Origin of the sequence: Pseudomonas sp. LH1G9 (assembly GCF_002949975.1) — a bacterium.
In the GTDB taxonomy this organism is placed as follows: Bacteria; Pseudomonadota; Gammaproteobacteria; order Pseudomonadales; family Pseudomonadaceae; genus Aquipseudomonas; species Aquipseudomonas veronii.
The window spans coordinates 4,059,165-4,078,956 of sequence record NZ_CP026880.1 but is presented as its reverse complement, the minus strand read 5'-3'; the positions used below and the strand labels follow the sequence as shown (position 1 = coordinate 4,078,956).

13 protein-coding genes and 1 pseudogene are annotated in these 19,792 nt (G+C 64.2%); 10 read left to right on the top strand and 4 right to left on the bottom strand.

The annotated features are described in order from the left end of the window. The first annotated feature begins 76 nt into the window (after positions 1–76). The 7 genes and pseudogenes from C5F70_RS18830 (at position 77) to C5F70_RS18800 (ending at position 6,052) form a co-directional block, all read left to right on the top strand. On the top strand, positions 77–1,417 hold the full coding sequence (locus C5F70_RS18830; protein ID WP_017844557.1) for an MFS transporter: 1,341 nt from the start codon (positions 77–79) through the stop codon (positions 1,415–1,417). A 10-nt stretch (positions 1,418–1,427) separates the two neighbouring features. Beyond that, positions 1,428–2,189, top strand: coding sequence for an SDR family NAD(P)-dependent oxidoreductase (locus C5F70_RS18825; protein WP_017844558.1), 762 nt, complete (start codon positions 1,428–1,430; stop codon positions 2,187–2,189). 37 nt (positions 2,190–2,226) lie between these two features. Further along, a complete protein-coding gene (locus C5F70_RS18820; protein ID WP_017844559.1) occupies positions 2,227–2,976 on the top strand; it encodes an SDR family NAD(P)-dependent oxidoreductase in 750 nt (249 codons plus the stop codon). A 13-nt stretch (positions 2,977–2,989) separates the two neighbouring features. After that, complete coding sequence (locus tag C5F70_RS18815; protein WP_017844560.1) at positions 2,990–3,289, top strand: hypothetical protein; 300 nt, start codon at positions 2,990–2,992, stop codon at positions 3,287–3,289. A gap of 112 nt (positions 3,290–3,401) precedes the next feature. Next, positions 3,402–3,754 (top strand): annotated as a pseudogene (locus C5F70_RS31180) (GTP-binding protein); the annotation flags it as partial. Positions 3,755–3,908: 154 nt separating this feature from the next. Further along, positions 3,909–4,883, top strand: coding sequence for a GTP-binding protein (locus tag C5F70_RS18805; RefSeq protein ID WP_104903852.1), 975 nt, complete (start codon positions 3,909–3,911; stop codon positions 4,881–4,883). Continuing rightward, complete coding sequence (locus C5F70_RS18800; protein ID WP_026139746.1) at positions 4,880–6,052, top strand: PotD/PotF family extracellular solute-binding protein; 1,173 nt, start codon at positions 4,880–4,882, stop codon at positions 6,050–6,052. The genes C5F70_RS18805 and C5F70_RS18800 overlap by 4 nt, the downstream gene beginning before the upstream one ends. 62 nt (positions 6,053–6,114) lie before the next feature. On the opposite strand, the gene C5F70_RS18795 is transcribed toward C5F70_RS18800, so the two are convergent. Together C5F70_RS18795 and C5F70_RS18785 are read right to left on the bottom strand one after the other, a co-directional pair. Beyond that, positions 6,115–8,526 carry a glucose/quinate/shikimate family membrane-bound PQQ-dependent dehydrogenase gene (locus tag C5F70_RS18795; protein ID WP_046488581.1) on the bottom strand — a complete coding sequence of 804 codons (2,412 nt, stop codon included), beginning with the start codon at positions 8,524–8,526 and terminating at the stop codon, positions 6,115–6,117. Positions 8,527–9,353: 827 nt separating this feature from the next. Continuing rightward, positions 9,354–11,372 carry a TonB-dependent receptor gene (locus tag C5F70_RS18785; protein ID WP_046384575.1) on the bottom strand — a complete coding sequence of 673 codons (2,019 nt, stop codon included), beginning with the start codon at positions 11,370–11,372 and terminating at the stop codon, positions 9,354–9,356. A 210-nt stretch (positions 11,373–11,582) separates the two neighbouring features. On the opposite strand from C5F70_RS18785, the gene C5F70_RS18780 reads away from it, so the two are divergent. Both C5F70_RS18780 and C5F70_RS18775 read left to right on the top strand, forming a co-directional pair. Further along, entirely contained in the window at positions 11,583–11,816 is a 234-nt protein-coding gene (locus C5F70_RS18780; protein WP_010212838.1) for a VF530 family DNA-binding protein, read from the top strand. Positions 11,817–11,820: 4 nt separating this feature from the next. Continuing rightward, positions 11,821–12,444, top strand: coding sequence for a Pr6Pr family membrane protein (locus tag C5F70_RS18775; RefSeq protein ID WP_017844565.1), 624 nt, complete (start codon positions 11,821–11,823; stop codon positions 12,442–12,444). Between the two features lies 1 nt (position 12,445). Here C5F70_RS18775 and C5F70_RS18770 read toward each other — a convergent pair whose 3' ends face one another. After that, positions 12,446–13,213 carry a siderophore-interacting protein gene (locus tag C5F70_RS18770; protein WP_046485831.1) on the bottom strand — a complete coding sequence of 256 codons (768 nt, stop codon included), beginning with the start codon at positions 13,211–13,213 and terminating at the stop codon, positions 12,446–12,448. Next, positions 13,210–13,779: a PadR family transcriptional regulator gene (locus tag C5F70_RS18765; RefSeq protein WP_104903851.1), complete on the bottom strand. Its 570-nt coding sequence runs from the start codon at positions 13,777–13,779 to the stop codon at positions 13,210–13,212. Before C5F70_RS18765 ends, C5F70_RS18770 begins: the two co-directional genes overlap by 4 nt. A gap of 157 nt (positions 13,780–13,936) precedes the next feature. Here C5F70_RS18765 and C5F70_RS18760 point away from each other — a divergent pair, with 157 nt between their 5' ends. Next, positions 13,937–19,648 (top strand): membrane-targeted effector domain-containing toxin, encoded by a 5,712-nt coding sequence (locus tag C5F70_RS18760; RefSeq protein ID WP_104903850.1) that lies wholly within the window; start codon positions 13,937–13,939, stop codon positions 19,646–19,648. The last annotated feature ends 144 nt before the right edge of the window (positions 19,649–19,792 follow it).

The window sequence follows — 19,792 nt, the reverse complement described above, 5'->3', positions numbered from 1 at the left end:
ATTTTCGCGAGCAAGCTCGCTCCTACAAGATGGGTTCAAACCGCGTAGCTGATCCCCCACCTTTGAGGCGCGATTCATGTCCATCTACAACAAGCTTGACCTGACTGGCTGGAAACCCCGGCAACTGACGTCCCAGGAAGTGCGCTTCGCCACCTGGATCGCGTTTTTCGCCTGGGTGTTTGCGGTGTACGACTTCATCCTGTTCGGCACGTTGCTGCCGGAGATCGGCCGGCACTTCGGCTGGGGCGAGGTGGAGCAAGCTGAAATCGCAACCTGGGTGGCGGTGGGCACAGCGGTGGTGGCATTTGCCATTGGCCCCGTCGTCGACAAGTTGGGGCGACGCAAAGGGATCATCTTCACCGTGGCCGGTTCCGCAGTGTGCTCGGCGCTGACCGCGATCGGTGGGGCGTGGGGCAAGTCGCCGCTGATTCTGATCCGTTCGTTGGGCGGTCTGGGCTATGCCGAGGAAACCGTCAACGCCACGTATTTGAGCGAGCTGTATGGCGCCTCGGAAGACCCCCGACTGACCAAGCGTCGCGGGTTTATCTACAGCCTGGTGCAGGGCGGCTGGCCGGTCGGTGCATTGATTGCCGCCGGTTTGACCGCGCTGTTGCTGCCGATCATCGGCTGGCAGGGGTGCTTCATTTTTGCTGCGATCCCGGCCATCGTGATTGCGATCATGGCGCGCAAGCTCAAGGAGAGCCCGCAGTTCCAAATCCACCAGCGCATCAGCGAGCTGCGTAAAAGCGGCGCGGTGAGTGAAGCGCAAAACGTTGCCGTGACCTATGGCGTGGACTACGACGAGCACAGCAAAGCCGGCCTCAAAGCCGCCTTCCGAGGCCCGGCCCGCCGCGCCACCCTGGTGATCGGCGCCGCGCTGTTGCTCAACTGGGCGGCGATCCAGGTGTTCAGCGTGCTTGGCACGTCGGTGATCGTCAGCGTTCACCACATCTCGTTCGAGAACTCACTGATCATCCTCGTGCTGTCGAACCTGGTGGGTTACTGCGGTTACCTCAGCCACGGCTGGATGGGCGACAAGATCGGCCGTCGCAATGTCATCGGCCTGGGCTGGATGCTCGGCGGGCTGTCGTTCGCCGGGATGCTGTTCGGCCCGAGCAACATGGCGATGGTGGTCGGGCTGTACAGCCTGGGCCTGTTCTTCCTGATCGGGCCGTATTCGGCGGCGTTGTTTTTTATCAGCGAAAGTTTCCCCACCAGCATCCGCGCCACCGGCGGCGCGATCATCCATGCCATGGGCCCGATCGGTGCGGTGGTCGCGGGGTTCGGCGCGACGCAAGTGTTGTCCGCCGGCAGCGACTGGCAGACCGCCGCCCTGTGGTTCGGCGCCGTGCCGTGCTTTTTGTCCGGCGTGCTGATGTTCGCCGCACGCCATGTGCGCCCGGAAACCGTGCAGTAAGGAGTGTTCGATGAACCGTAAAGTTGCCTTGATTACCGGTGCCGCCAGCGGCATTGGCCAAGCCCTCGCCGTGGCCTATGCGCGTTGCGGCGTGGCCGTGGTGGGCGGGTATTACCCGGCCGATCCCCATGACCCGCGCACCACCGTGTCCTTGGTGGAGCAAGCGGGCGGCGAGTGCCTGATGCTGCCGCTGGACGTCGGCGACAGCGCCTCGGTGGACGCCTTGGCGGCCCAGGCCGTGCAGCATTTTGGCCGCCTCGATTACGCGGTGGCCAATGCCGGTCTGCTGCGTCGGGCGCCGCTGCTGGAAATGACCGATCAGGTGTGGGACGAAATGCTCAATGTCGACCTGACCGGGGTGATGCGTACCTTCCGCGCAGCGACCCGGCATATGCCCGCAGGCGGTGCGCTGGTGGCGATTTCGTCGATTGCCGGCGGCGTATATGGCTGGCAGGAACACAGCCATTACGCGGCGGCCAAGGCCGGTGTGCCGGGGTTGTGCCGCTCGCTGGCGGTGGAGCTGGCGCCGTTGGGGATTCGCTGCAATGCGGTGATCCCGGGCTTGATCGAGACGCCGCAATCGCTGGATGCGCAGAACTCCCTCGGGCCGCAAGGCCTGGCCAAGGCGGCGCGGGCGATTCCGCTGGGCCGGGTGGGCAGGGCGGATGAAGTGGCGTCGCTGGTGCAGTTTTTGACCAGTGACGCGTCGAGCTATTTGACCGGGCAAAGCATCGTCATCGACGGTGGCCTGACCGTGCGCTGGCCCGACTGACCCCACCTGGGTACTGTGTTTTTTCAGGAGTTTGTGTATGCCCCAACTGACTAACCGCCGCGCCGTGATCACCGGCGCCGGCAGCGGCATCGGTGCCGCCATCGCCCGTGCCTATGCCGCTGAAGGCGCGCGCCTGCTGCTGGCCGACCGCAATGCCGTCAGCCTCGCCGAAACCGCCGTCACCTGCCGCAACCTCGGCGCGCAAGTGTTCGAGTGCCTGGCCGATGTCGGCACCGTCGAAGGCGCCCAGGCCAGTGTCGACCGTTGCGTCGAACATTTCGGCGGCATCGATATCCTGGTCAACAACGCCGGCATGCTCACCCAGGCGCGTTGCGTCGACCTTACGATCGAAATGTGGAACGACATGCTGCGCGTCGACCTCACCAGCGTCTTCGTCGCCAGCCAGCGCGCCTTGCCGCACATGCTGGCGCAGGGCTGGGGACGGATCATCAACGTCGCCTCGCAACTGGGGATCAAGGGCGGCGCCGAGCTGACCCACTACGCTGCGGCCAAGGCCGGGGTGATTGGCTTCACCAAATCCCTGGCGCTGGAAGTCGCCAAGGACAACGTGCTGGTCAACGCCATCGCGCCGGGGCCCATCGAAACGCCGCTGGTGGGCGGCATCAGCGACACCTGGAAGCGCGCCAAGGCCGCCGAACTGCCCCTGGGCCGCTTCGGCCTGGCCGACGAAGTGGCGCCGACCGCTGTGCTGCTGGCCAGCGAGCCGGGCGGCAACCTGTTCGTCGGCCAGACCCTGGGCCCGAACTCCGGCGATGTCATGCCATGAGCGGGGTATAGCCATGTGCGGACTCTGCGGGCTGCTCGGCGAAGACCTGCACTGGAGCGACCCCTTGGGCGACGAGTTGCCCCGGCGCCGCGAACGCCTGCGCCGGATCGCCGCGATCAACCAGGTGCTGGCGGTGTTCCGGCTCAAGGTCGAAGACTTCCAGGGCGCGTCGTACCTGCTGCTCGGCGCGACCGGAAAGCAGGCGTTGGCCAGTGGCCTGGATCAACTCTGGCAAGCGGCCGAAACCATGCTCGGGCGCCAGCTGGATCCCCTCGACCCGCAACTACTCGATCACTTGGAATGCCCCCTGTAGGAGCGAGCTTGCTCGCGAAAAGCCCGAGAGCGCCGCGTGCATCCAGGATGCCCGCGTCATCGTTGACGATTTTCGCGAGCAAGCTCGCTCCTACAGGGGGCGGAGGTAACATATGAGTATTGCCCTCAACGTCATCACCGGCTTCCTCGGCAGTGGCAAGACCAGCTTGCTCACGCGCCTGCTGCAGGGCGAGAGCCTTGGCGACACGGCGCTGCTGATCAATGAGTTCGGCGACGTCGGCATCGACCACCTGCTGGTGGAAGAGGTGGCGCCGGACACGGTGCTGCTGCCCGGCGGCTGCGTGTGCTGCTCGATTCGCGGCGAACTCAAAGACGCATTGCTCAGCCTGCGGCGCCGATCCTCGCGACCTTCAACAACGACGTGCAACTGCGCGGGCGTGTTCATATCGGCCTGGATCAACTCTGGCAAGCGGCCGAAACCATGCTCGGGCGCCAGCTGGACCCCCTCGACCCGCAACTACTCGATCACTTGGAATGCCCCTTGTAGGAGCGAGCTTGCTCGCGAAAAGCCCGAGAACGCCGCGTGCATCCAGGATGCCCGCGTCATCGTTGACGATTTTCGCGAGCAAGCTCGCTCCTACAGGGGGCGGAGGTAACATATGAGTATTGCCCTCAACGTCATCACCGGCTTCCTCGGCAGCGGCAAGACCAGCTTGCTCACGCGCCTGCTGCAGGGCGAGAGCCTTGGCGACACGGCGCTGCTGATCAATGAGTTCGGCGACGTCGGCATCGACCACCTGCTGGTGGAAGAGGTCGCGCCGGACACGGTGCTACTGCCCGGCGGCTGCGTGTGCTGCTCGATTCGCGGCGAACTCAAAGACGCATTGCTCAGCCTGTTGCAACGCCGCGAGCGCGGCGAGATCCCGGCCTTCAAGCGGGTGATCCTGGAAACCACCGGCCTGGCCGACCCGGCGCCGATCCTCGCGACCTTCAACAACGACGTGCAACTGCGCGGGCGTGTTCATATCGGCCTGGTCATCACCCTGGTCGACGCGAGCCACGCGGCCCTGCAGGAATGCCTGCACCCGGAATGGCTGGCCCAGGTGGCGGCGGCGGATCGCTTGCTGCTGAGCAAGACCGACCTTGTGGACGACTGCGCGCCGCTGCGCCTGCACCTGCAGGCGCTGAACGCGGGCACGCCGATCCTTGATAGCCGCGACATCCACAGCGGCGATCAACTGCTGCTCGGCGCAGGTCTGCGCAGCGCCGAACCGGCCGCCGAAGTCAGGCGCTGGCAACTGCACCGGACCACCACCGCCCGCCACGGCGCCGCGCAAGTCTGCTGCCTGAGCTTCGACCGGCCGCTGGATTGGGTCGGTTTCGGAGTGTGGTTGTCGATGCTGTTAAGATGCCATGGCGAACGAATCCTTCGCGTCAAAGGACTGCTCAACGTGAACGCAAGCTCGGCCCCCATCGTCATTCATGGTGTGCAGCACTGCCTGCATGCGCCGGTCCACCTGCCAGCGTGGCCGGGCAGCGACCGCCAATCGCGCCTGGTGTTTATCCTGCGCGGCCTCGACCCGGTGCTGCTGCGCCGCTCGTTTGAGGCGTTTTCACGGCGGTTCGCGGCATGATCACTTTAAGAGTCCTCGGTACGTCGGTGACCTTGCTCGAATGCTTGCGCGTGCGGGCCGAACAGGAACTGGGCATTCGCCTGGTGTACCAGGTGCATGACGTCGAACAGGCCCAGCGCATCGCCGTGATGCAGCCCGACAGCTACGACCTGTACGACCAGTGGTTCCACAACGTCGACTTCGTGTGGCCCGCCCGCGCGATCCAACCCATCGACACGCGGCGCATCGCCTTGTGGCACGAGATCAACGACCTGCCCAAGCGCGGTCGCCTGTCGCCCAGCGACCGCCTGGGCAGTGGCAGCGTGCCCAGCGAGCGGTTGTTTGTGCAGCACGATGGCAGCCTCGGCAGCACGGTCACCGAACGCATCAGCATGTTGCCGCTGACCCACAACGCCGACAGCTTCGCTTACCGCCCCGAGCGCCTGCCCGAGGCGTTCAGCCGCAGCAATGAAAGCTGGGGCTGGCTGCTCGACCCGCTGTTGCGCGCGCGTACCGCGTTGCAAAGTGACGCGGCCATCGGCGCCCTCGATGCCGCGTTGGCGGTGCAGGGCGCCGGGCTGGCGAGGTTCAGGGACATCGGCAACATGAGCATCGAAGAGATCGACGTGCTCGCCGATATCCTGGTGCGCAAGCAGAAGGAAGGGCACTTCGCGGCGTTCTGGTCCGACGATGAAGAAGCCGCGCAATTGATGCTCAGCCCGAACATCGATATCCAGAGCCTGTGGTCGCCGACCCTGATGCGCCTGCATCGCGCCGGGGTGAAGTACCGCCTGGCGGTGCCGCGTGAAGGCTATCGCGCCTGGTTCGGCGGCCTGTCGTTGTCGCGCCATGCCCAGGGCCCGGTGCTCGACGCGGCTTATGCGTACCTCAATTGGTGGTTGTCCGGCTGGCCGGGCGCGGTGATGGCACGCCAGGGTTACTACATCGGCAACCCGGCACGCAGCCGCGATCACTTGACCAGCGCCGAATGGGACTACTGGTACGCCGGCAAGCCCGCGCGCGAAGAGTTACCGGGCAGCGACGGCCTGCCGCTGATCGATATCGGCGAAGTGCGCGACGGCGGCTCCTATGAGCAGCGCATGGGGCATATCGCGGTGTGGAATTCGGTGATGGATGAACACAACTACCTGGTGCGGCGCTGGGGGGATTTCATGCGCGCGCGAGGCTGATGCCAACCAAAAAAGGCGGCTACCTGTGAGGGTAGCCGCCTTTGTTTTGCTGCAGGTTTTGCTTAATCCGGCAGTTTGAACGCCATCACATAGTCACCCTGCTTGGTGCCCAGGGAGCCGTGACCGCCGGCCACGACCAGCACGTATTGCTTGCCGTCCTTGCCGGTGTAGGTCATCGGTGTGGTTTGCGCACCGGCTGGCAGGCGACCTTCCCACAGTTGCTTGCCGTTTTTCACGTCATAGGCACGCAGGTACTGGTCGAGGGTGCCGCTGAGGAAGGACACGCCACCGGCTGTGGTGAAAGTGCCGCCCAGGCTAGGCACGCCCATGGTCAGCGGGACCGGAACCGGCGAGCTGTCGCGCACGGTGCCGTTCTTGTGCATCCAGATGGTTTTGTGGGTGGTCAGGTCGACCGCCGCCACATAACCCCACGCCGGCGCCTGGCACGGCAGGCCCATCGGCGACAGCATCGCTTCGAGGATCACGCCGTAGGGCGCGCCTTTGTTCGGCTGCACGCCTTGGGTTTCGCTGATGCGCGGGCCTTGCTTGGCAATGTCGGCGGCCGGGATCAGTTTCGATTTGAACGCCATGTAGCTCGGGTTCACGAACGCGATCTGGCGCACCGGGTCGACGGAAATGCCACCCCAGTCGAACACGCCGAAGTTACCCGGATAAACGATGGAACCTTGCAGCGAAGGCGGGGTGAACGCACCGTCGTAGCGCATGGATTTGAAATCGATGCGGCACAGCATCTGGTCGAACGGGGTCACGCCCCACATGTCGCGCTCTTTGAGCGGCGGTGGCATGAAGTTCAGATCAGACTTCGGTTGCGTCGGCGCGGTGTGATCGCCCGCGACTGCGCCTTGCGGCACGGCCACTTCGTGGATCGGCACCACCGGTTGGCCGGTGGCGCGGTCCAGCACGTAGATGCTGCCTTGTTTGGTCGACGCCATCACCGCTTGTTTCACGCCGGCTTCGGTCTTGATGTCGATCAGCGAAGGCTGGCCGCCCACGTCCATGTCCCACAGGTCATGGTGGGTGAACTGGAAGGTCCACTTCACGTGGCCGCTGTCGATGTCCAGGGCGGTCAGGCCGGCGCTGTATTTTTCCGAGTCTTCGGTACGGTCGCCGCCGTATTGGTCGGGCATCTGGTTGCCCATCGGCAGGTAGAGCATGCCGAGTTTTTCATCCACAGAGAACATGGACCACATGTTCGGCGAGTTGCGGGTGTAGGTCTTGCCTTCGGCCAACGGGGTGGTGTCGTCCGGGTTGCCGCTGTCCCAGTTCCACACCAGCTTGCCGGTGTGGACGTCGAACGCGCGGATCACGCCGCTGGGCTCGTCGGTGGAGACGTTATCGGTGACGTGACCGCCGATCACCACCAGGTTTTTGGTCACCGCCGGTGGCGAAGTGGAGTAGTAACCGCCTGGGGCGAAGCTGCCGATATTGGCACGCAGGTCGACCTGGCCTTTGTCGCCGAAGTCTTCGCACATCTTGCCGGTGTCGGCGTTCAGGGCGATCAGGCGGGTGTCGGCGGTCGGCACGAAGATGCGTTTCGGGCAGGCGTTCGGCGCGGCAGCCGGGCTGGCGCTGCCGGTCGGGCTCTGTTCGGAGGCGTAGGCGGCGTCATCGTGATACGACACGCCACGGCAGGTCATGTGCGCCCAACCCTTGAAGTTTGCGGCACCTTCGGTGCTGATCTTCGGGTCGAAACGCCAGATTTCCTTGCCGGTATCCGGGTCCAGGGCAATCACCTGGCTGTGCGGGGTACACACGTAGAGCATGCCGTTGACTTTCAGCGGGGTGTTTTCCGCGGTGGTCTCGCCCGGGTCGTTCGGGCCTGGGATGTCGCCGGTGCGGTAGGTCCACGCTGGAACCAGTTTGTGGGCGTTTTCCGGGGTGATCTGCGCCAGGGGCGAGTAGCGATCGCCGTAGGCCGAACGGCCGTAGGAATTCCAGTCGCCATCGGCCTGGGTCGGCGCGGCGCTGGCCATGCCCGGTACTGCGTCGCGGTCCAGTTGGCCTTTGATTTCACCCGGGTGGGTGAATTGGCTGGCCACGGCGGCAGCGCCGGCCAGGACCACGGCCACGCTCAGCGCGCCGGTGCCCAGCGGTGCCGATTGGCCACGCAGCAACGGACGGCGAAACCATGGGAGCAGCATGACGATGCCCAGGGCGAACAGCAGTGCCAGGCGCGGTACCAACTGCCACCAGTCCAGGCCGACTTCCCACAGTGCCCACACGGTGCTGGCGAAGAGTACCAGTGCGTATAGGCCCAGCGCGGCGCGGCGGGTGGCCAGCAGCAGAAGGCCGGTCAGGGTGATGCCGATGCCGGCCAGCAGGTAGTACAGCGACCCGCCGAGCAGGCTCAGCTTGATACCGCCGGCCAGTAAGGCCAGGCCCATGATCAGCAGCAAGACGCCTAGCAGCCTGGGCAGTAGGCGGCTTGGGCTTGAGGCACCATCAGTGCTCATAGTGTGTTTCTCCGTGACGTTGGAATTATGTGTCCCCGTGTGTCTTCACTGTAGATGACGATTTGGCACGGGCTTGGTTCAGCGTGAGTCGGTTTTTCCTGGGGATAGCGGGGGGGGTATCCACAGGGGGGTGATTTATTTTTAGGCGCGGTCGGGTGTGAGACAGCGCTGTCTTTGTGGCGAGGGGTGTTCGGTAGGTTGGGGTTGACCGAGAGTGAATCGTTTCAGGTTATTGCCGCCAAGGATAATGCGGTGGGGCGTTGAGAGAAAGTGAAAATCGCAAGATGCATTATTTCGGATTTGGTAACAGTGACAGAATGTCGCTGTTAAACGGGGTGGCGTGGCGGCTTTGTAGGTAGCCTGGGGAGTGGGGTGTATATCCGTTTCTTTGGTAACGGCGGCTATGGGTTCCGCCCTTACGGCGGGTCACTTTGGAAAAGCCCCAAAGTAACCAAAGGGCTCTTGCCCCACCACTCGGCACCTCGCTAGTGCTCGGTGTGCCCTCACTCCGGCTTGAATCCGTGGGCCGCCGTCATGGGCCATCCCTGGCCCAGGACGGCTAACCCGGCGTCCTGCCGGGTTACCCACGGATTCAAGCCTGCGTTCGGCCAGCGTGGTTTAACGGGGCGCCTCAGATCAAGATCAAGAGCCTCGCTTCGCATTGTGGAGTGCTTTGGATCAAAAGCGGATCAAGAGCCTCGCTTCGCATTGTGGGGTGCTTTGGATCAAAAGCAGGTCAAGAGCCTCGCTTCGCATTGTGGGGTGCTTTGGATCAAAAGCGGATCAAGAGCCTCACTTTGCATCGTTGGGCGGTTCTTTTTGGGGCGTTAGAAGGTGGTGCGCAGGCCCACTTGTACGCTTCTGCCTGCTGCCGGGGCGATGTCGCGCAGGATCGAGCTGGCATAGCGCACGGTTTGGTTGGTCAGGTTTTCGCCATTGACGAATGCCAGCCACTGGCTGCCGCCGACGTTGAAGCGATAGCCGGCGCTGGCGCCCAGTGTGGTGTAGCCGTCGGTGCCGCTTTCGTTGGAGGGCACACGGCCTTGTCCGGCGGCGTGTTCGATGTCGATGCGCGCTTGCCAGCGGTCCAGTTCCCACAGCAAGCCGCTGTTCAGGCGCAGCGGTGCGATGCGCGGCAGGGCTTCGCCGGTGTCGAGGTTGGTGGCGCGGGTGTAGTCGCCCGACAGTTCCAGTGCGAACTTGCCGTAGGCGCCTTCGCCGAGCTTCCAGTGATCCTGGGCTTCAAAGCCGGCGAAACGGGCGCGCACTCCCGAGTATTCGTATTCGGGGATGCCGCCGGCGTCTTCTTCACCTTCGTCGTTCAATGTGCGACCTGTGCCCAGCAGGCCGATGTAGTTGGAGAAACGGCTGTAGAACACGCCGAAGCTGCCCTTGTGCGTGCCGTTGTCAAAGCGCAGTGCGAGGTCGCTGGATACGGCTTTTTCTTTCTTCAGGTTGGCGTTGCCCAACTCGTAGGTGCCGGTGGCGACGTGAGCGCCGTTGGCGTACAGCTCGTAGAAGGTCGGCGCGCGTTCGGTGTAGCCCAGGGTTGCGGCCAGCGACCAGATCGGCGTGAGGGTGTACACCGCGCCGGACGACAGGCTGCCGGCGGTGAAGTCGTTGGTCTTGTCGGCATTGGCGAAGCGCGCGTTGCCTTTGCTGTCCGGGTCGACGCTGGTGTGCTCCAGGCGCCCGCCGAGGCTGAGTTTCAGGCGCTCGGTGGCCTGCATTTCTTCGAGGATGAACAGCGCGCCGGCGTTGGTGTCGGTCTGCGGTACGAAGGCTTCTTCGCCGAGGGCCGAGAACTCGTTGCGGGTCACTTGTGCGCCGACCACGCCGTCGAACGGGCCGAGCGGCTGGTGGCGCGCTTCAACCCGGGCTTCATAGCCTTTGTTCTTGAAGATTGTGCCGGTTTCGCCGCCTTCGATTTCGCGGTGCTCGTAGTCGGTGTAGCCGGCGTCGAGTTTCACCGAGGTGAACGGGCCTTGCAGGTTGCGTACCTCGGAGGCAAACGCGTAGTGGTCCTGCTTCATGCGGATCCGCACAGCCTGTTCGGCGGGTGAGCCGTAGTTGCTGTCGTAGGTGCTGTAGGACAGCCCGGCATAACCGTCGTCCCAGGTGTAGGAACCGCCCAGCGCACCGCCGTCCTGGCGCCCGTCGCTGTTGCCCAGGCGGCCGTTTTTGCCGGGGCCGTCTTCGGCTTCCGGGGCGTGGCGGCTGCGGGCTTGGCCCGGGATTTTGAGGTCGTTGAATTCCCGCGCATTCGCGTCCAGGTGCAGGGCGAAGGTGCCGTTGCCGGCTTCGAGTTTGCCCGCGCTGCTGCGCGTGGTGTCGGCGCCGCCGTAGCGTAATTCGCCGGCGCCGTGGATGCCTTCGATGGCTTCGGTGGGGATGCGATTGTCGAAGGTGTTGACCACCCCGCCGATGGCGCTGCCGCCGTACAACAGGGCCGCCGGGCCGCGCACGATTTCGATGCGGTCGACGTTGACCGGGTCCAGCGGCACGGCGTGGTCGTAGGACAGCGACGACGCATCCAGCGCGCCCACGCCGTTGCGCAGCAGGCGAATGCGGTCGCCATCCTGGCCGCGGATGATCGGTCGGCTGGCGCCCGGGCCGAAGTAGGACGACGACACGCCCGGTTGCTTGTTCAGGGTTTCGCCGAGGCTGCCTTTTTGCTGCAGGGTCAGCTCATCGCCTTCCAGCACGGTGGTCGGCGAAGCCAGTTGCGCGCTGCCCAGGGGGTTGGCGGTGATGACTTGGGGTTGCAGTTCCAGCGCATGGGCTTCGGAGCAGATCAGCAGGGCGGCGGCGAGGGGCGACAAGCGCCAGGCAGAGGAGAGGGACATCGGACATTCCTTGGCAAACGACAAAAAGAGAAGGCGGCAAACGGTAACGAACAGCTTACGGTTGATAACTATCGTTACAATATAACATCTCTTTTTGCCGTGAAAAGGGCAACTTTTCCCCAGGGGCTATATTCAATGCGGTGCTTCCACCTGTTCGCCCCGTCGGCTAAGGTGCGCGGCTGTATTTCCTCTTTTTGCAAAAGGCCTGGCATGACCGCGACAAGCAACGACCCGCTTCACGGCGTGACTCTGCAACACGTCCTCACCACCCTGGTGGAACACTACGAATGGAGCGGTCTGGCCGAGCGCATCGATGTCCGCTGTTTCAAGAGCGACCCGAGTATCAAGTCGAGCCTGACGTTCCTGCGCAAAACCCCGTGGGCGCGGGAGAAAGTCGAAGGGCTGTACGTGAAACTGATGCGTACCAAACGCCCGTTGGACTGAGCCCATGAAACGCTGTGTGACGGCGGCGGCCCTGGCCGGTTGGGTGGGGTTGGCGATTCAGCAATACCTGATTTTCTATTCGCGCTGGTCGACGGGCGCCAGCCTGTTGGGCGGGCTGGTCAACTTCTTCAGCTTCTTCACCGTGTTGACCAACACCCTGGTGGTGGTGGTGCTGAGCTACGCCGTGGTTGATCGTGATTCAGCGGCGAAGCGGTTTTTCCTGGCGCCCAGGGTCAGCAGCGCGATTGTCGCCAGCATCGTGCTGGTGAGCCTGGCCTATAACCTGTTGCTGCGGCACCTGTGGCAGCCCGAAGGGTTCCAGTTCATCGCCGACGAATTGCTGCACGACGTGATGCCGCTGCTGTTTGTCGTCTACTGGTGGCGCTGTGTGCCCAAGGGCACGTTGCAGTGCAAACACATTGGCCTGTGGGTGTTGTACCCGTTGGTGTACTTCGCCTATGTGCTGCTGCGCGGGGATTTGCTCGGGCAATACCAGTACCCGTTTTTCGACGTCGGCACCCTCGGTTATCCACAGGTGTTCGTGAATGCCGGGGGGATCCTGGCGGGGTTCGTGCTGATTGCTCTGGCGGTGGTGGGGTTGGATAAAAGCATCAAACCCCACGGATGACTCACTCTTCCTCACTGCCCTCGGCGCGCCAGTAGCCGACGGCCTTGAGGAACGCTTCATCGACCTTGTGCGTATCCAGCAGCACCCGGCGCACCTGGCGCGACAGCTTGGTTTCCATCGCGACGAAGGTGTACAGCGCACCGCTCGGCAGCGTCAGTGCGCGCACGGTGTCGAGCAGGTCGGCCTGGCCGCGCACCACCCAAATCACTTCTACCTCGGCCGCGCTTTGCAGTGCTTGCCGTTCCGCCGCATCGGCGATTTCGATCACCGCCAGCACCGTGCGCCCGGCCGGCAGTTCTTCGAGGCGGCGGGCGATGGCGGGCAGGGCGGTTTCGTCGCCGATCAGCAGGTAGCTGTCGAAGATGTCCGGCACGATCATCGAGCCCCGTGGGCCGCCGATGTACAGGTGCTGGCCGACTTGAGCCTGCTCGGCCCAGGTGGAGGCGGGGCCGTCGCCGTGCAGCACGAAGTCGATGTCCAACTCACCGAGGTTCAGGTCGAAACGCCGTGGCGTGTAGTCGCGCATGGCCGGCTGCGGGCCATCGCCCTTGATGCTGAAGGTCGGGCTTTGCAGCGCGGCTTGCTCGGCGGCGTTCTGCGGGAACATCAGCTTGATGTGATCGTCACTGCCCAGGCTGACAAACCCCGCCAGTTCGGGGCCGCCGAGGGTGATGCGGCGCATGCGCGGGGTGATATCGACCACCCGCAGCACGTCGAGGCGACGGCGTTTGATCTCGTGGCTGACGCGATGGATGACGGGCGTATTCATTGATTTTCCCCCTGGACAGCGTGAACGGCCGGGCCGTCGACGATGGCTTGTGCGGTGCTGTTGAGCAGCGTGGCGACCCGCGCGATTTCTTCGGCGCTCCAGCGTCCGTGGTGCAGTTGCAAGGCATGACGCAGGTTATGCACCGCCTCGTGGATTTCGGGCGGGCGATCATGGCCGCGCAGCGAGCGTTTGCTCACGTCGATACGCATTCGCACGCCTTCCAGTGCAATCGCCTGCTCACTTAAAGAAAGACGACCGGCGTCGGTGATGGTGTAGCGCTTTTTTCCGCCTTCGGCATCGCCGCTGATCAATTCGCTTTCTTCAAGGAAGGTCAGGGTCGGGTAGATCACACCGGGGCTGGGGCTGTAGGCGCCGTCGAACAGGCCTTCGATCTGGCGGATCAGGTCGTAGCCGTGGCACGGCTGCTCGGCGATCAGCGCCAGCAACAGCAACTTCAGGTCGCCGGGGGCGAACACGCGTGGGCCGCGACCGCCGCGTTCACGGCCGGGGCGTTTTTCGAAGCCGTCGCGGCCGTCGCCGTGGGAATGGGGATGATGCTCTCTCATTTTGGGTCTCTCCGTTTTGGTTAAGATATAACTTAAGATATATCTTTAGACTGTTCAAGATCAGTCGACCAACGGTCGCGGCCTACTTAACTACCACCGTCCCGCGTGATGCGCCCAGCATGCTGATGGCTCTTCCCATGTGCATGGAGCCAGTGCGATGAGCACATTGATTTCTCCCCCCTACTCGCCAACCTCCTTGGAAATACGCGGTTATCTGCATCAGATCGGTCACCAGTTGCTCGAAACCGACACCCCGTTACTGTCCAAGCGGCCGCTCCCCGTCGAGTTACAACAGCTTGAAAAACTCAACCAGACGCTCACGGCGCACGCGCGCGCTCACTTCGACCGCTGTCGTGCGCTGTATGCCGATGTGGCGCAGGCCGACCTGCACAGTGACGAGGGCAAGCAACGGCTGGCGACGCTCAAGCGCGACCTCACGGCGCACTTGCAGAAACTGGACGAAACCGGGGTGTTGGGCGGCCAAAGCCTGCGCACGTTCATGGCCAACGACGCCGGCCTGGTCGCGTTGGAACTCGAAGCCAGGCTCAACATCCAGGACTCTCTGCTGCATCGTGAAGAGGCCCGTCTGGTGCAGAACCTGGGGCTCGGGCCGAGCTTTCGACCGGGCATCTATGCGCTGACGTTCAGCTATCGAGCCCAGACGATCGAGTTCGCCGGGGCCTTTGTGTTGACCGAAAAAAACACCCCCGTGGTCGCGCAGCTGACCCCGGCCGACGATGCCGGCTACGTCGTGCTGTTCACGCCGGCCCGCGGCTTCGAGTCGTTCAGCTCGCTGGCCGAGATGAACCGCCGACTGCGCGAGACGATGGCGGTCGGCAGTTGGCGCAAGGAGTTCATGCGCCTGCTGCCGCGCCGGTACTGGGGGCTGTCCGTCATGGGCGTCTGGCCGCTGCAGTTGGTCCCCATCAACAGCGAACCGCTGTGCGAACACACCTACGACGCCAGGCTGGCCAAACGCGCGCTGGATATCGATTGGGCCTTGAGCCTGGACGCCAACCCCGACCATAGCGCCCGGCAGCTGCTTGCCGAGTTGGACGACGCGATTCGCGCGGCCTTGCCCGACCTCAGCCCGCGCCTGGAATTGCGCGCCCAGCGCCTGCTCGACCGTTGCCTGGAGCACAGCGCCCCGGCCTGGTATCGCAACGCGCCGAGCCACCAGCGCGAGGCCCTGGCGCGGCAGCTGAGCGAGTACGACGAGGCCCGCCAAGCCCTGCTGAACCTGTTCGGCCATGCCGCCTCGCCGCAGGCCCTGGCGCGCTATCATTTGCTCGAACAACTGGCCGCTGACCTGGAAATCACCGACCTGGACCCCGACCGCCTGCAAGTCCGCACGCGCCGCAGTGTGGCCAGGGTCGGCGCCTACGAGCAGAAACACAACCTGACCGCGCTGGCGCTGCGCGGCCTGCACACCGGCGACGAACTGCCCGGCTCGGCGTTTTTGCTCAATACCACCCTCACGTATGCCGACGCGCCACTGCCCGAGCGCTATCAAGACCTGACCCCGGCCTATCTGGTCAGCCTGCTCGACAGCCTCAAACCGCGTGCGGAGTTTGAGGCCGTGCGCCGCGAGTACTACGCCAAGCCGCAGATCCATGCCGCCATCGAACAGATGCTCGACCGCCGCATCAATGCCCTGGCCTACACGGCCACGCTGCAAAACCACATCACCGAGGCCGACTATCAACGCGTTACCCGCCTGCGTCGCGGCACCGACGCGCAACTGCACGCGAGCAGCGTTGCGCTCAATGGCTGTGTGCTCAAGGACTTCTGGCTGCTGCGCGAGCGCGACGAGCAGGGCGCGATCCAGCGCTTGCTGCTGTGTACCCCCGAAGCGCCGCAGGCCCAGCAGTTTCATGGGTTCGACACGGAAACCGGCTGCCAGGCGCATATCCTCGGCTGGTGCGCGGACGAAACCATGCGCGCTTATCTGCTGGGGCAAGTCGCCCTCAAGTCTCGTGTGGGTCTGGAAACGTTCATGGCTGGCCTGGGCTTCATTCCGGCGCGCCAGGAATATCGCCACGTCACCTTCAGCCAGGCGGCCGACCACGCCGATTGCCTCAAGGCCCTGCGCGCCCAACTGCTGCAGGTGCAGACCGACGATTACCACTGGGGCACCCCGACGTGGTACCGGGCCGCCACCGAGGCCCAGCGTCGACAACTGACTCAACTGGCGGAAAACGCTGAAGGCGCGGCGAACACCTATGCGCAAAACCCGTTATCCGACGCCCGCTTCATCAGCTTCGAGCGCTTCCTGCATGCCCAGGCCAAGACGCAGCTCAACGCCCTGCTGGGGCGCCAGCGGCAAAACGATGTCGACCCCGATACGGTGTGGGTGCATTACCCCAAAGACTTCCCGGCGTTGACGCGCCCCGCGTCGGTGTCCTACACCCGCCTGTATCGCGATGGTTATGAGGATTCGCTGGGGTTTCTCGATGCCAGGTTCGACACCGTCGCCACCTTCATGGGCCCGGCCGGAGTTGACCTGAGCAAGCTCACGCCGCGCAACGTCGCGCTTTCGGTGCGCGGCGTATGGATCGGCCAGCGCTACGCCGATGAAGTCCAGGCCACACTGCAAAACCCAGCCAGCCCCGGTTATGCCCTGCGCCGCGACGCAACGCTGGCGATCAACCAGTTGCAGTTGCACAGCGCGGCGCTCGAATCGCGCCTCAAAGGCCATATCGCCCAGGTCGATCTGGATTGGTTTGAACGCGCCTTCAAGAGCCTGGACGACACCTCGGTCGAGACGCGCAGCACCTACAACGTGCATCGCCTGATGATCGACGGCGACTGGGTGATCGACACCTTGCTGTTCAGCCACGGCGCGAACCCGGTGTTGCTCTATACGCCGCAGGCACCGGACGGCGTGTTCTTGCGCGAAGCCCGGCTGTTCAACTACCTGCTGAAAAAAGTCGACGGCATGCTCGATTACTTCAGCGCCCGCGTCGGTGTGCAGTCCCGGGTGCGCGTGCGGCGTTTTCTGCAAACCGCCCAGGCCGGCCTGCCCGCAGACCTCAACAGCACCGACCTGAGCCTGGCGCGCTACGACGCGATCGAGCGCGTGCCGCCCGTGCTCGACCTGCGTCACCTGCTGCACGACATGAAGCTGCAACGCAAGATCGATGACGTCGCCGCCACCACGGTCAATCGCAGCGACATGATCATGGGCCTGGTCTGGAGTTGCCTCGAACCGCTGATCGCCATTGCGACCGCGCCGTTCCCGGTGTTGAGCCTGAGCCTGGGCCTGCTGCTGGCGCTCAAGGACGGCATGCTGGCCCTGCACGCCTACAACCAGGGCGACACCGATGCGGCGCTGCAACACTTCGTCGGCTACCTGAGCAACAGCCTCGGCGCAGTGTTCACCGACCTGCGCCCGGCACTCAAGTCCATCGGCCCGCTGCTCCGGCCGATGCGCCACCTCATGCGCCCAGCAGCGCCGCGCCAGGCCATGGCGTTGATCCAGCAACTGCAGCCGCCGAGCCCCGCGCTCGCCGGTATGCAGGCGGTGTGGTTCGAGGGCCGGCCGTTGTGGGCGGGCAAAACCCCCGATGCCCTGGGCCGCTATCTGCTGTTTCACCAGGACCCGGTGAGCGGCAAACTCGTGTCGACCGCCCGCCTGGTCAACCAGAACGCCGAGGGCCGCTGGGTGCGCTCGGGCCTCACCGGCGGGGCGCCGAAACGCCCCGCGCCAAGCCCCCACGCGTTGCAGCGCTATGAAGTTCCGCCGGAGCTGGCCAAGGACTACGAAAGCGTTCTGAGCGTGGAGTTTCGCAACACCTCCAGCGTCGATGAGTTGTTGGGCGAGGGCACCCGCGACAGCCTGCTGACCTATGAAATGGCCCCGCTCCAGGCCCCTTACCTGCACGCCTACCTGCAGTTGCGCGGCGATGCCGACACGTTCTTCGCCCAGCTCAATCCCATCGTCCCCAGGGCCGATGTACTGGCCTTCGAAGCCAGCGCGAGCCATCGGCACATCCTGGAAAGCGCCTTCAAGGAAAACCCCGGCTTGGTGGTGGGCGCCGTGCCTGGCTCGCTCGCCGCCAAACAGCTGCTGATCGACAATATGCACACCCTCTACGAGCAGGGCGTGCGGCGCCTGTACATCGAGTACCTGCCGGCGGACCTGTTCCGGGGCAAACTGGACAAGTTCAACGCCGGCGGCAGCTACTGGCACATCAGCGAGTACCTGAAAAAAGTCGAGACAGCCCTGGGGATCGCCAACGACTCGCCGCACTCCTATCGCGCCCTGATCCTTGCGGCGCGCCAGCAAAACATCGCCGTCTGTGGGCTGGACGCGTCCACCGGCTACGAGGTGGACAAAGCCTTCAACCTGAAAAACGGTGCGCTGGTCAGCCCTCGGCCCAACGCCCAGCGAAACTTCTACTCCCACACGCTGATCGAGGCCGACATCGGCGCAAAACCCGGCGAAGGGTGGGTCGCTCTGGTCGACAGCCGCCGTCTCAACACGCACACCCAGACCCCGGGCCTGGCCGACCTGCAAAAGACCCTGAGTGTGCGCGTCGAAGACGTCGCCCCCGGCCAACCGGTGGGCATCTGGAACGATACGCCCGGCGCGATCGTCGACGACCCGGCGGCCAAAGCCGACTTCAAGCTGACCCTGCAAACCGCCTACACGGCGCCCCCGGCATTCGTCACCGCGCCTGGCCGCGCAAGCGCGTACAGCGAGTTCGACATCGACTCGCGGTTCGTCCCCGAGCTGCATGAAATGGGCAAAGGCGCGCATGCGTTCGACACCCGTTATGGGTCGCTCAACCCGAAAATCGCCGCTGCCGAAAGCGCCTTCCGCAAGACCCGCGAGCGCCTGAACACAGCGGCGCAGGCGTTCTTCAAAACCCCTGAACTGCCCCCCAGGCCGACGTTGCCGGACCTGCCGGCGAACACCACGCCCGCCGACTTTATCGCGCAAAGCTACCAACACGCTCGGGGGCTGATTGTCTGTGAGAGCCACGTCGAGCAATCGAGCAAGGCGCTGCTGATCGATCAGATGAAGGCGCTCAAGCAGCAAGGCGTCAAAACCCTGTACATGGAGCACCTGTTCACCGACCTGCACCAGGCCGACCTGGATACCTTCCAGCGCAGGGGCGTATTGCCTCCAGCGCTCAAAGACCGCCTGTGGACCCTCGACCGGGGCCACATGCCCGAGTACCGCGGGCCGCACACCTACACCAGCGTCGTGGAAGTGGCGGGCAAACACGGCCTGCGCATCCGCGCATTGGATTGCGTATCGAGCTACCACACCAAGGGCATGAGCGCGCCGCAGACGTCGCGCATTGCGATGTTCAACTTCTTTGCCGGCGAGGTCATCCGTCAAGACCAGGCGGCCCAGGGCGCACACAAGTGGGTGGCGCACATGGGCAATGCCCATGTGCATTCGGTCGAAGGGATTGCGGGGGTGGCCCAGACGCAAGGGGCGATCAGCCTGCGGCTCTCAGATGTACCGGCGGGCACGGCCAGCGAGCTGCGCTCAGGGCTGCAATGGACCGTCGCCTACGGATCGTCGTTGTACCCCAACCGGCTGACGGCGATCCGCAGCGACTTCACCCTGGCTGTCGGCGTCCCTGGCATGCGTCCTCCTCGCGCCTATGTTCCCGCCGATCGTTCACGCTTGACGCGACCGGGGCAGTTCATGGTCGAGCAGCTTTCACCCCATGAAGTGAATCTGGTGCATCACTCGCGCAGCGGCGAGATCCTTTCCACGCCGGTGCAGATCGACGATCAAGGCCGCTTCTTCATCGAGCGCTGGGCAGAACTGAAGGACGAGCGGTTCAGCGCGTTCGAACGGTTGCTCTCGGCCCTCGATCAGGTGGTGAAACTCACCCACGTCCAGTAAGCCTGACCCCCCTGCCGGCGCGGGCAGGGGGGTGGAAAAGTCCAGATCCTACGTCAATAACAGCGTCGTCAATCTAGGCGGTGGCCGCTGAAAGCGTAGAGTGATGCCCTCGTGTAGTTCCAATACTACAGATATGAAGTTGTG

Bases quoted from the DNA above. Each gene is read 5' to 3' on its own strand.
- C5F70_RS18830 (WP_017844557.1), top strand. From the start codon at position 77: ATGTCCATCTACAACAAGCTTGACCTGACTGGCTGGAAACCCCGGCAA.
- C5F70_RS18825 (WP_017844558.1), top strand. From the start codon at position 1,428: ATGAACCGTAAAGTTGCCTTGATTACCGGTGCCGCCAGCGGCATTGGC.
- C5F70_RS18820 (WP_017844559.1), top strand. From the start codon at position 2,227: ATGCCCCAACTGACTAACCGCCGCGCCGTGATCACCGGCGCCGGCAGC.
- C5F70_RS18815 (WP_017844560.1), top strand. From the start codon at position 2,990: ATGTGCGGACTCTGCGGGCTGCTCGGCGAAGACCTGCACTGGAGCGAC.
- C5F70_RS18805 (WP_104903852.1), top strand. From the start codon at position 3,909: ATGAGTATTGCCCTCAACGTCATCACCGGCTTCCTCGGCAGCGGCAAG.
- C5F70_RS18800 (WP_026139746.1), top strand. From the start codon at position 4,880: ATGATCACTTTAAGAGTCCTCGGTACGTCGGTGACCTTGCTCGAATGC.
- C5F70_RS18795 (WP_046488581.1), bottom strand. From the start codon at position 8,526: ATGAGCACTGATGGTGCCTCAAGCCCAAGCCGCCTACTGCCCAGGCTG.
- C5F70_RS18785 (WP_046384575.1), bottom strand. From the start codon at position 11,372: ATGTCCCTCTCCTCTGCCTGGCGCTTGTCGCCCCTCGCCGCCGCCCTG.
- C5F70_RS18780 (WP_010212838.1), top strand. From the start codon at position 11,583: ATGACCGCGACAAGCAACGACCCGCTTCACGGCGTGACTCTGCAACAC.
- C5F70_RS18775 (WP_017844565.1), top strand. From the start codon at position 11,821: ATGAAACGCTGTGTGACGGCGGCGGCCCTGGCCGGTTGGGTGGGGTTG.
- C5F70_RS18770 (WP_046485831.1), bottom strand. From the start codon at position 13,213: ATGAATACGCCCGTCATCCATCGCGTCAGCCACGAGATCAAACGCCGT.
- C5F70_RS18765 (WP_104903851.1), bottom strand. From the start codon at position 13,779: ATGAGAGAGCATCATCCCCATTCCCACGGCGACGGCCGCGACGGCTTC.
- C5F70_RS18760 (WP_104903850.1), top strand. From the start codon at position 13,937: ATGAGCACATTGATTTCTCCCCCCTACTCGCCAACCTCCTTGGAAATA.